Below are 12226 nucleotides of genomic sequence, written 5' to 3'. Positions count from 1 at the left end.
CTCTGCACCAATATTATAGATTGTTTTGACAGTATATTCTTAATAACTCTTAATGTTTTCTACATCGATTTGTTTATATCGTTGGCTTCTAATTCAACCAAAATTACTCTATTGCAATGCTTTTACACAATTAATGACACATAGGTTTCGATTTTAATGAAATACTTTTATTATTAAACTACCTCACCACCGCAACCTTGCCTCTATCCACAATTTTGTTACTTAACAATACTGTATAATAATACACTCCGTTTTCGAGTTCTAAATAATTTACCAATAGGGTGTGCATTGCTCCATAAAGATTTCTGCGCAACACTTCTTTACCATAAGCATCATAAAGTACAAACAGGGCAATATCATTAACAGTCAAGTTGTAATTAATGTAAAAATAATCCGAAGCAGGATTAGGATTAATGCGAATAACTTCATTCTGAATTTGGAATTCAGCATTCATAATACCCAATTGTAATGTATCGCAGACACTACCACTATCTGCACCTAGCTCATAATTAGGATGGTTAGGAATTGATCTCCAACCGAAACAAGGTAAATGCAATGCATGTTGCCGCACATCGCAAGTAGGTCCTGCACTATCAGGCTTATTAATATAGTGAAAATCAATTACGCTATTCCCAGAAGTTATATATATTCTTCCATCTTCAGCTAAGTATTGAAGAAAAAAATCTGATTGGAATGGTGGGATAGGTGAATAATAGCCATCATTTACTGCGACAGTGTCAACTGTTGGGCTAATGGCATTTGCATCAATTTGAAAAACATGGGCAACCGTGGAAACATATAAATACCTTGAACTAGAGGAAAAGCAAACACCCCCGGCGGCTTCAAAATTACTTGTTGAAAAAAGATGGTAGTTTGTAATGCTTCCAGAGCACCGATCAAAATCAAATACTCTTACATCAGTAATATAGTGAATTCCACCCGTCATGTCAACGTAACCACTTGAGTATGCGAATTTTTTACCGTCAGGAGAAAAGCAACTTTGTCCCACACTATTTTTATAGTTTAACACCCCTCCCATAGATTGACTGCTGACATTTTGAATACCAAACGGTGTGACTAATACTTTATATATAATGTCAGAATTGTCTTTCACCATAAGTACCCACCAATCTCTACCATTAGCATGTTTTACGGCAGAAATACTCCACATTAAGGTATCATTAAAAGCAATCTGATTTTTTGCAATCACACCCCCTAAGCCTCCATTTAGGTTCATATCTATTACCGTGTAGAAAAGTTCGGTAGCAGATAATGAGGCGTTGTAATTTCCTACTGTGTGAAAAAGAATGTACTTTAATGAGTCACCGGGGTAGGGAATTATTAAATTGGCATTCAATAGATTCAAACAATAACTGTTTGACATAGAATTTACCATCGGCCCCGGGTTTAATCCTGTTCCATTTTGCATGGTGTCACCAAAGGCATCTGCTATCCATACACCATTACTACTAAAGAGCAGATTACCGCTCCTGTCAGATATATTTCCCTCTGTTGCTAAAAAATTTATTTTACGTGTAGTTTGCGGTTGAATTACTGTGCTGCCGGTATTGAATGAAATTTTGGCACGCTCGCAAGTTGTAACCGGGCTAGTACCGGAATTGTAACCAACTAGCCAATTATTCTTTCTACCTTGTCCAAAAGCATTGGAAACAATTAAGGTGAGTATTAGAATTTTTATTTGAATTGCTTTCATAGAATTATAAATCACACTTCCTTAGGTAAGAAAGTGTGATTTAAAAAATGTTATTTAATAATTCCGAATTTACTTTTACCAATTAGGCTTCCGTTGTCCATTACCTTTGCTACATAAAATCCAGCGTCTAAATTTTCCGTTCCAAATGTAAATCGGTTCTGCTTGCAGGGCAGGCTAATTTCTCTAATTAATTTACCTGTCAAATCAGTAATTTGCAATTTACAATCTGTTTCACCCATTGTTGTATAGGCAACTGTTGCATTGGCTTTTGTGGGGTTGGGCCAAATACTAATGTAGGTTGTAATTGCAATTCCATCAGCAGTCTCCTCTACTTGTGGGTTTGCTTTTCTGAAAATCCCTTCTGCAAGGCAAGTAGCTCTATCATCAAAAACAGTATTCGGGTGCAATTTCAAATATTTAATACGCGCTTTATAAACTGCTTCACCGCCTGAATAAGGACATTGCTGTGCAATGGATAATAACTGACTTTCTTGTGTAGCGTTATAAGTATGCAAACCTGAAGCATCGGAGGCTAAATGTATTTCGGTGAGTAATTTTTCGTTTTGCTCAGGTACCATTGAACTCAGGACATTACTGTTGTTTATTTCAGCATATGCCCTTTCACCTGTTCTCATACTTTCTCGTTGTATGCTCATAGTTTTAATTGTGCTGTGTAATACATTTATCCTGTTGTGCAGAGAAAGGGATGCAACATCGAGACTCGAACTGTTACCAGAAGCTTTTCTTAAGCTATCTATTAGTTGAAGACTGTCATTCGCCAATGAAACCAAGCTATCCGCAAGGTGCATCGTGTTTTTAAAATAAGCATCATAGCTGCTCATTTCTTTCACATCCTCTTTCACAATAGTAGATTTACCTACAGGACTGGTAGAATGTGTATTGTAAAAACTTTGCATGACAGCTTCGCTAAGTAAAGCTGGGTTTGCTTTCAGTTTTTCATATAGATAATGCTTTGCCATGTTGCGGCTTTCAGGAGTAAAATCAATGGTATTAATATTTCCATTGGCAATATCCAAATCAAGCATGGTCCGCATTTCAGCCCTCTCTACATCTGAATTTGGTCTTGTACAATCTTCCATTTCAGAACAGTTGACAGGAGAACCAGATTGTTGGCCAAACCAACCTGTACTCGGGTAAACACTTGGAAAATACTCTGGACCAGAAAATGCATTAACATAAAAAGGTGAACTACCAATACCATTATAGTTTGCGTTCACCGCAGCATAAGCAGGTGAACCTCCATTACCAAATGGCCCCTCCCATTTGTTACCCGCCTGTATTTGTGCATCAATTATGGCATAACTATTCAGATGTAAGCCTTCCTGATGCGTATACATTAGATTAGTCTTAAAATCAGTTTCTGGGTTCACTCCGTCAAACTCAATACCCACGTATGTATTATCAGTGCTATTGCAATGAATGCTCATACGCTGGCTAATGCTCTGGTGAATGCCATAAGTATAATAATTATTAGAAGATGATTCGCCTTTAATATCGTTGCAACTAACCCTCATCCCATAACAAGCCTCTAAAACAATTCCAGCAGTTTCATCACCGTTGGCCATTATCGTTGTAATTACATTTTCAAGGATGTGGGACTCTCCATCAATGTTTGTAGCTTTAATTCCTGCATTGTGCTCAATTCCATATATTGAGTTTCCTTGAGCGTAAAACATAGAATTATTGTCAGAGCTTTCTGAAACATCAATTCCAATACCCCCTGAGTGGTCAGTTTTGATATAGTTATTGTCCACCTTCATATAATGACTGCCTGTATTTTCACTTAAAAACACGCCTCTAAAGTTTGCATATATCCCATTGCCTATTACTTCAATTGGAAGGTCGTTAGAAGTGTTGGTTACTACAACCCCTTTTCCAACATCCACCATTTTACAATCATGAACATTAACAGCAATATGGCTAGTAACCACTCCGTTGTCACAATTATAAACGGTAGGATTTGCTAATGTTTGATTTTCGCAGGGAGCAACATCTACTGAAAAATATCCTTCATCACCCGCTGTAGCCATTACTGCACCGCCCAGTGGTCCATAATTTTCATCATCTTCAGAATGTATCTCCTTAAAATCGTTGTTCTGAATCATAATGTTGCAATTACGCATCATAATTCCTGCATTCATTTGAGAAAAATGATTGGTCATATAACCGTAATTTCCAATAGTTCCAAGCATGTTATTGAATTCAATACCTGCCTTCGAATAAATACCATGTGCTGGTTGACCATTGTAATCGGTTTTGAAATTACCAGTGGATGTGAATGTATTACCAAGAAGAGAATAGTCAAGATTATAATACGAATTGTCAGGATTTTCGGGTGCATAAATTCCAACAATATTGTCTGTAAAATCGCAATCTGTAATACTTAAGTAACCATTGGGATGGGGAACAGTAATCCCAGTCTGAGCATCACTAATTGAGCTACCGATGTCAGAAATAATTTTGCAGTCGTTACCAGCAATTATTCCTTGCCACATTCCTGTGCAACCCAAAAAATGAGTATTATTGAAGAAAAACTCAACGCCATCATTCATATGTATTACTGAACCGGGAGCCGCAATGACATTACAATCGGCTAAATAAAAAGATTGGTCAATGTCGAGTGTCCCATTTAGAAAAATAATTTGATTTGAAAGGCCTGATCCAAAATCAGAAGATTTTGCATACTCATTGATGGTAATATCCGGATTCATTTCACAGCAAGAAGGCCCAATGTTGACGAATTGTGAATCAACCCCAAATACACCATTATCATCAATAATGTGCTTTATTTTAAAGGTATAATTCCCATAAGGTGGCGGAGCTTGAGTAACTCCAGAGTTATCATTATGTGGTGCATAGTAATCCCACATATAGCTCTCAGCCCCATTTATTGGTGTACTTCTAAAATCACCAAACTGCCAAATGTGTACTGCTGTTGGAGAGGTATTTGTTGCTGAAACAGTTACTTGTCCTGGATTTGCACATGACTGCTGTCCAATTAAAAAGGCTTTATCAATGTTTTGAGCGTCAGGACAACCATGAAAAAATACATGAAAGCCTTGGGTCCAATAATTTAAAACTGCACCACCTTGAATATTAAGTGTTGTTCGATAAGTTGCGGCATGAAGAAGGAAACTATTAAATCCTAATGGTCTCACATATCCAAGAGAGTTTGAGTTATCAAAAACCAAATTAAAAAACCAATATGGACCATTATTTACTGACACTGGGCTAACGAATTCAACGTGTATTTGTCTTTTTAAATATTGAACAGGATTTGTGCCTGAATTAGAAATATAAGCGTTAGTAGCGGGGCCAAGGTAAGTTGATGCACTGTAATCTACAGCAAATGGGCTAGTTAATGTGGAAGAAGTTAAAGATAATGGTGGGGTTATAAAGCCAGGGTAAACAATCATCAAATCAATTGATTTAACATTGCTAACTTGGGTGTGAATGCCTAATGTAATATTTGCAGTAGTCGCATTACAGTCCGCATTTCCATAGGTTATCATTGGACAACCTCTTTTGACATCAACACAGGCCGAAGCATCATCTAAGAAAATGGAATTGCTAGCATCTCTTAATGTAACAGTGTTAACATGTGATAAACAATTCCCCAGATTTGTAAAATATCCACTATATGTAAGTATATTATTACATCCCGGTTCTAGGTGAATTAATCCGTCAATTGTTGATGGATGTGTAATGACTCCACCTAAATTTAAGGTAATAGAAGCACTTTGTAAAATAAAATCAGGAGGAGCAACATCCGTAAGAAAAACATCAGCGGAAGAGGCTGTGTTATTGCACATAGTAATTGTAAAGGTTTCAGCCATACCAGCGTAGGTAATTGAATGTTTGACCGTTTTGTTGATTATAAAGCAGTCTCCACTTGGTACTACATTAACAGTAGCTGATGCTTGTTGGGTGCACCCACCTTGATTGCTAGTAACTGTGTAAGTGGTTGTAACATTGGGATTAACTGTTATCGAGGTGCTAGTTGCTGCCCCTGGTGTCCATGAATATGTTCCTCCTCCGGTAGCGGTTAAGGATACTGTTTGAGTCTGAGGGTTACACAGTGAGGGGGCAGATGCTGTAATAGATATTGTTGAGGGTGTAGTAACATTAACGACCGCAGGATTTGAAATGCTTTCACACTGATTGTTCCTAGCAATGGCAAAGAAAATTCCAGAGTTTACTACTGATATTGATGAAGATGTTGCAAAATTGCTCCACATAAAAGGTGTCGGTGTTGAAGATAAAGTGACTGCGCTCCCAATGCAAATTGAGGAAGTTCCAGGAGTAACAACGGGTGCTGTTGGTGAACTTGTGGATAAAAGCATCGTATTAGTTACATTCTTGGAAACAAGACTTGTACACCCATTTGCATGTGAAACCAAAACAGAATAAAGAGCAGCGTCACAAACACTAATACTGCTTGTAGATGCTCCTGTTGACCAAAGATAAGTTTCAGGACCTGAGTAACCTCCAAATCCAATATTGGGATAAACCGTTAAAGCAACATTATTTCCATTACTACAAGAGCCATTTCCACATGAAGCTACAATAAATCTATCAGGATTTGTCAGGTAAGAAATTTGAATAGTATTACTGCTCCCTGAACAACTTACATTACTGATCTGACACGAATAGTTCCCACTAGATGATATTGATAACTCATAAGCATTTGGAGCGCCAGGAATAGGTATACCGTTATTTAGCCAAGTATAATTTGCTCCTGGAATATTCCAATTGGCTTGCAACCAAATTGAATTACCTCCGCAAACATTTGATATTGGACCAGTTGCATTAGATTGATTTAAAGCTGTAATTTTTAAAGTTCCATCAATAATAATTGTCTGTGCATAAGAATAACTGCAGCCACCAGGATATGTTAAAAGTAACGTTGCAGTGTATGTATCTGGTGGTAAATTGTAAGTTAAAGCATTTACACCTGTTGCACCTGAAATGGGCCCAACAACAGGGTAATTAACTGTTCCAGATGGATTACCGGTCGAAGGAATAAAAGATGTACCTGAAGAATTTACCATAGAATAAGAATATCCATTTCCGACCTCAATGGGTCCTTGATAATTTAATTGCACGGTGTGCAAATTTCCACCATTAGGAGGACAACCATCAACTTTTGAAAGAAAAGTAATTGGTTTACCTAAAGTCTTTTGCATGTATGATTGAGCAAACCATTGGCATGCTCCAGGTAAGACTCTGTTCCCCAAATTTGCATCATGAAGTATACCACTACAAAAATTGTCATTTGCAAAATCCTCGTAAAAATCCCGTTCTGCAGTAAAAATATTTCTATTAGACGCTAATGGAAAATAAGTTCCTAAAAAATTAGAACCTAGTGGGGGACCTCCTGTGCTAGGTGATTCAGCACTAAATATTGGATGATAATCAGTATTATCAACAGTATTTAAAGTGTTACATAAATTTATACCTGTTACGCAGGTCGACACATTCGCATTGCCGAATGTACGAAAACGTTGACGATACAAAGGTTGAGCGTTTATATTTGGAATGGGAAAATCATTATAAATATTTGTTGGGTCATTACTGTAATAGTGTGCTAGAATCCTATCTATTCGTCTTCTTGCTGTGCTACCAGATGGGATATGACTTAAAAGGGGGTCTAATCCGTCAATAAATTCACCTATTTCACAATGTGTTCTTGGAAGATGTGAATTTGCTCCTGTAGGAATATTTGCATCTACCAATATTCCAAGATAGGATTCAATAAAGAGGGGGTGAGGATGACTAAATCGAATATTGTCGAGTTGATTAATTAATCCAATGTAGTCCGCCTGATGAGGAGGGGTGTTTCCATCATCATAAAATAAACCACTTGAACTATTCCAGAACTCATATTCAGAAGTTATAATATCAATATAATTGTAATTACAATTAGCCACATTATTAACTCCTGTATAAAGTGGATTATCAATAAAGGCAAGCCGAATGGCTTGTTTCAATATTTCTGATTGTATTAATTTTGGAATGTAATCGGGGTCATCACTTGGTATTTCGTATTGTAAATAAAGCAACCCAGCGTAGTTGGGGTCATTGAGTTGAGGTGGATACAGTGTTATCGGTGCTGTTTTAAGACTACCAATGTTTGGCAAATTTGAATTGTAGTTTTCGCCAATTGTTGCACCAACATATTGAATGCAATACTGACTCCTTGCCTTGCAAATAAATTCTTGCAGCGCAGGCACAAGTGTAGTTTGATTGCTAGTAGTTCTGAATATTTTATATGTATCATAGAGAAGCAAATAGGTAATGTGATTATCCATGCAATAATTGAGCAATGCATCTTCGGCAGGTATATTGCCAAGAATGCTTAAAGCTTGGACATAATCGTTGTTTAAATCTGTTGTAATAAACCTGTTAACATACATTCCTCTTTGCTCACCGGTTACCCCTGTCTGTTGGGCAATAGAGTAAATACTTTGAGACAAAAACATTAGCAAAAATGCTAACGAAAAAAGCATATTTTTCTTATTGTTTAAAATGGAGTGCTTTAGTTTTTTCATGAAGGTTAATATTTAGTATATAATAATTTTCTTTCTGAAAATTCCATAATTAGTATTTACTTCTAATGCATAGAATCCAGGAGTTAATTTGGAAACATCAATAGTTGAGAGTCTGCCCATTGTTTTAAATACAAGTTCACCAGAAAGGGAATAAAGGCAGACTTTTTGGGGAATAATCGAATTATCGATGAAAAATAGTTTAATGAAAGAATGAGCTGGGTTAGGATACGTATACATTGCATATTCTCCCAAAACATCTAATGAGGGAGCAGATAAAATATGATCCATATTAAGTTTTACCAAAATAAGCGAATCTTGGAAGTGCCCCAAATTTGGATCGTAACTATATCCATATAAATAATAGTTTGACCTTTGGAATAAAAGTGAATAAAAGGTATAGTTGTGACCTGCAAATAAAGAGCATGTCCAAACAGTATCTCCGTTTACCTGATTACATAAGGAAATCAATGTAGGTAAACCACCTGTTGCTGCACCGTTGCTTAGTATACCTAATGTATCATTGTACAACTGCCCAGTTCCTCCAGATTTTAATGTGGTATCCTGAAACATCCAGTTAATGCTACCATTAATTGGGTTAAGATTGATTACTAAACTTGTTACTATATTATTACTTCCTGTCAAAGTACCTTTGCAAAATAGTTCGTTTTTTGAATTTATCAACACATTTGAAATATCTTCACCAGAGTAGGAAGGTGGATTACCTACAAAAGGGAAAAGCCATTTTTTATTTCCAGCACTATCAATTTTGGCGATACCACCATCATAGCCTGAAGGCGAAAAACTGTAGGAAATAGATGCAAGAAGGTAGCAATTTGCGGAATCATCGATAACAATGCCTCCACCATATCCATAATTGTATAGAGTATCTATCAGAACATGTTCCCATTGCCTTGTTCCATCAGGTCGATACTTTTCCAAGCGCATCCTATAAGTTGGAGGGCAGCAGCTAGTAGTTCCTACTGCATAAATATTTCCAGATTTATCTGCTTCAATCTGAGAAATATAATTTTCAGTTGTTGAGGAATCAACATGCACCCACTGTACATTTCCACTGCTATCATACTTCATTAAAAGCGAATGCGGGTCTCCGGTTGAAATTGGGTTCGCATAACCACTTATATAAATATCTTTGTTGTTTAGAAGCTTCATGGAGTTAAAGGACGCAGCAAATCCAGCTGAATTTCCCCAACTCCTTTTCCATTCAAAAACACCTTGTTCGTTATATTTAATTAAGACGCCTTGGGAATTTGTAAAAGTAAAATCATACGGAAGATTTGTAACCCCTGCAACATAAACATTATTGAAAGTATCGATTGCTAAGGCCATGCACCTGTCCAACCCATTAAATAATGTGTCGTCATAAGTAGCAGACCATATCTCAGTTCCTAGAGAGTCGTATTTGATTGTAATGATATCGCTCCAATTAGGAGAAGAATTGCCATAAGTACCACAAGCAATAATATTTCCTGATTTGTCAAAACTTATTAGTCTGCCTATAGTATGTGGTTTTTTCTGAATCCAATCTACTGTAATATTTTGAGCATAATTAGAAAGTGAAATAAACAGAAAATAAAACCAAAAAGAAATGAGAAAGGGAATAAATATGCTGGCTTTCATTAAAGTTGTATTTGGCAATCAACCCTTCTTACTTATTTTAAGAAAATAAATCAGTATTCAAATTATTAGCGAAGTAAATAAAATAATCTAAATATACAACCACCTATTCGATTAATTTTCAAAGGGGTCCGGGGAAATGTGTTCCCCGCAAGATTGCGTATGGCGGAAAACGAAAGTTGACCGTCCATACGCAATCTTGCTATGCAGGTAGTGAAGCCTGAATTAAGTTTCTTATATCCGTAAGCTTATACTCAAATAGATATTTTGGTTAACTACACAATAACGTAGGGACGAATAGCAGGTTCTGGAAATTTTAAAGATTCGATCCTTCAAAGCTTGCACGAAAGGCCCAAAGTATTCCCTACTCCCCAGTATTGTCGCTACCAGAAGTGTTTTCTGTCTGTGGAGGCGGTGGAGGCGGTGTAGGAGTAAATTTGAAATCAGGAAGTTTGCTTTCATTTAAAGCTCCTGAGTATTGTCCTTTTTCTACTACCACATTTTTCTCCGGTTGTGGTTGGGTTTTATCCTTTTCTCCTGACATTTTATATAGATTTATTTGTTAATATTTATGGCTATACCATAGTTATTCTTTAAAAAGGTCTTCATTCGCTCGTTAGCCCTTTTTTCAATCTTACTTTTCACTTCAAAAATAATATCGTCTCCAAAGTTAAATATTTCAGTTGACTGTCTGCGAAGATCAAAGTAAATTTCAACAGCTTGCTCATTAGTAACCTTCTTATGCTGAAGTTTATACCACAATCGTTCAAATTCAATATTTAAAAGGTCAACCTTAAGGCTTTTTGTATTAAGCTCTTTCACATATTTGAAATACGGAATGTAGGGTTTTATTGCGGTAAGTACTTGCGAAAAAGCAATGATAGCAGCCCAAACCATAGGATTGACTTTCCATATAGCCCAAGCTGCGATACTTGTAGATGATGCAATTGCAAGAAAAATATTTATATTCCTATCCCACTTTTGAAACTTGTCAACTAAAAAGCCGAGACAATAACCTTTATATTTTGTATCATTTAGTGATGCCCAAATTTGATCCCTCATTGCTTTTAGCTGTTTACAGTTAAATATTTTGGATTATCAAGAAAGTAAAATAAAGCAAAATAAATGTTAATGGCAACATTCTAAAAGAAAGAAGAAATGGAAAATTCAAAGGCGTAAACACCTAAACAAAAATTCCTAAAGAATTTTTCACTCAAAAAAAGCAAACCAAAGATAGTTTTTCTGAAATTCATTTCAACCTTAACGAACAAGGTGAGTAAGCCATTTGCGGAAAGAATTTTTCTCTTTTGAAGCGGTTGTGTTTTAATCAAACAAGGAAATTCCGGATAGAGGGCAGCAATTCAAAAAAAGGGAAACGACCAATAAAGTCTTTAAAGTCTTACAACAACCCTTCATCAGCAAACGAATAATAGCCGTCATTTGAAAGAATGATGTGGTCAAACAAAGTTATATCTAAAAGCTTTCCTGCTTCTTTGATTTTTCGTGTAAGTGCAATGTCAGTTTCACTTGGCTTTAAATTTCCAGATGGGTGATTGTGAGCCACAATAATTCCAGTGGCAATACACTTAAGCGTAATTGAAAATATAATTCGAATATCAGCAACAGTGCTGTCTAAACCACCTTGTGAAATACAATGCCAACCAATTACTTTGTTTGCTCTGTTTAGAAGCAACAAGTAAAATTCTTCGCGCAATTCAAGATTAGGACTCCAAATATTACGAAGCACGGATTCGCAATCTTTGGATGAAGTAATTTTTTGCATGTCTTTGAATTTTACCTTAGTAGAATAAGCTACCTTTATTTCTGCTAGATTGGATGTAATTAATGTTTCTTGCATGGGACGAGTTTATTATTGTTGCTCGTTTGCTTACAAGCTGCAAAAATGAAATTCCAAAAGGAAATTGGAATACCGGAAACAAGGTTGAGGATATGCCGAGAAATCTTTTGGAATCCCGACAGGGTTAATAATTCACTTTTTGTGGCTGTACTTTTGCATACAATAAAAAACCGATTGCAAGAATTTTACACAACTGCTGAATGAATCTCATTCAATTACAGGAAAATCAAAAAATGCGGAATTGATGTAACCATTGAAACACAGACAAACACCAAACGCGTAAACACCCAATCAAAATTCTTCCGCTGTTTGTCAACGGTTTTTGGGAAAAGAATTTTTACAGCTTAAAAGTGTTATCTAAAAATTGTTTTTCCGAAATACACTTAAACCTTTACAAACAAGAGTGGGCAAGCCATTAGCCTCAGAATTTTAATCTTTTGAAGCGGT

6 protein-coding genes are annotated in these 12226 nt (G+C 36.2%); all 6 read right to left on the bottom strand.

Features of this window, described 5'->3' with window-relative positions; translation table 11 throughout:
* Positions 1-178: 178 nt before the first annotated feature.
* The 6 genes from IPP32_03255 to IPP32_03230 all read right to left on the bottom strand — a co-directional run bounded on the left by IPP32_03255 (position 179) and on the right by IPP32_03230 (position 11779).
* Positions 179-1714: a T9SS type A sorting domain-containing protein gene (locus tag IPP32_03255; GenBank protein MBL0047096.1), complete on the bottom strand. Its 1536-nt coding sequence runs from the start codon at positions 1712-1714 to the stop codon at positions 179-181.
* A 50-nt stretch (positions 1715-1764) separates the two neighbouring features.
* On the bottom strand, positions 1765-8286 hold the full coding sequence (locus IPP32_03250; GenBank protein ID MBL0047095.1) for a T9SS type A sorting domain-containing protein: 6522 nt from the start codon (positions 8284-8286) through the stop codon (positions 1765-1767).
* A gap of 12 nt (positions 8287-8298) precedes the next feature.
* Positions 8299-9924, bottom strand: coding sequence for a T9SS type A sorting domain-containing protein (locus IPP32_03245; GenBank protein MBL0047094.1), 1626 nt, complete (start codon positions 9922-9924; stop codon positions 8299-8301).
* A 361-nt stretch (positions 9925-10285) separates the two neighbouring features.
* Positions 10286-10465: a hypothetical protein gene (locus tag IPP32_03240; protein MBL0047093.1), complete on the bottom strand. Its 180-nt coding sequence runs from the start codon at positions 10463-10465 to the stop codon at positions 10286-10288.
* 11 nt (positions 10466-10476) lie between these two features.
* Complete coding sequence (locus IPP32_03235) at positions 10477-10983, bottom strand: hypothetical protein (GenBank protein MBL0047092.1); 507 nt, start codon at positions 10981-10983, stop codon at positions 10477-10479.
* Between the two features lie 337 nt (positions 10984-11320).
* Complete coding sequence (locus tag IPP32_03230; protein ID MBL0047091.1) at positions 11321-11779, bottom strand: JAB domain-containing protein; 459 nt, start codon at positions 11777-11779, stop codon at positions 11321-11323.
* Positions 11780-12226 lie beyond the last annotated feature (447 nt).

Source organism: Bacteroidota bacterium (assembly GCA_016721765.1).
Lineage (GTDB): Bacteria > Bacteroidota > Bacteroidia > UBA4408 > UBA4408 > UBA4408.
Note: the sequence above shows the minus strand (reverse complement) of the source record. Positions and strands in the feature narration are given on the sequence as shown.

Bases quoted from the DNA above. Each gene is read 5' to 3' on its own strand.
- IPP32_03255 (MBL0047096.1), bottom strand. From the start codon at position 1,714: ATGAAAGCAATTCAAATAAAAATTCTAATACTCACCTTAATTGTTTCC.
- IPP32_03250 (MBL0047095.1), bottom strand. From the start codon at position 8,286: ATGAAAAAACTAAAGCACTCCATTTTAAACAATAAGAAAAATATGCTT.
- IPP32_03245 (MBL0047094.1), bottom strand. From the start codon at position 9,924: ATGAAAGCCAGCATATTTATTCCCTTTCTCATTTCTTTTTGGTTTTAT.
- IPP32_03240 (MBL0047093.1), bottom strand. From the start codon at position 10,465: ATGTCAGGAGAAAAGGATAAAACCCAACCACAACCGGAGAAAAATGTG.
- IPP32_03235 (MBL0047092.1), bottom strand. From the start codon at position 10,983: ATGAGGGATCAAATTTGGGCATCACTAAATGATACAAAATATAAAGGT.
- IPP32_03230 (MBL0047091.1), bottom strand. From the start codon at position 11,779: ATGCAAGAAACATTAATTACATCCAATCTAGCAGAAATAAAGGTAGCT.